Consider the following 238-nt stretch of genomic DNA (forward strand, 5'->3'; position numbering starts at 1 on the left):
GGACCGCTGTGATCACCGGTGGCAGCTCGGGCATCGGCCGCGGCATCGCGACGGCACTCGCCAGGGCGGGCGCGGCGACCGTGATCGTCGCGCGCGGTGAGTCGCGGATCGCCGAGACCGTGCGGGACCTCACGGACGCCGGGTGCACCGCGGCCGGCGTCGTCGGCGACCTCGGCACGCGCGACGGCATCCACGCCGTGGCGGATGCCGTCGCCGCCCCCTTCGGCGAGCCGGACAT

General features: G+C 76.9%; 1 protein-coding gene. It reads left to right on the forward strand.

Annotated features, from left to right (window positions below; genetic code table 11):
• The coding region (locus tag RTM68_RS18590; protein WP_312173800.1) for an SDR family NAD(P)-dependent oxidoreductase at positions 1–238 on the forward strand (238 nt) is incomplete at both ends.

The sequence above is a fragment of the Microbacterium sp. genome, assembly GCF_031988965.1.
Lineage (GTDB): Bacteria > Actinomycetota > Actinomycetes > Actinomycetales > Microbacteriaceae > Microbacterium.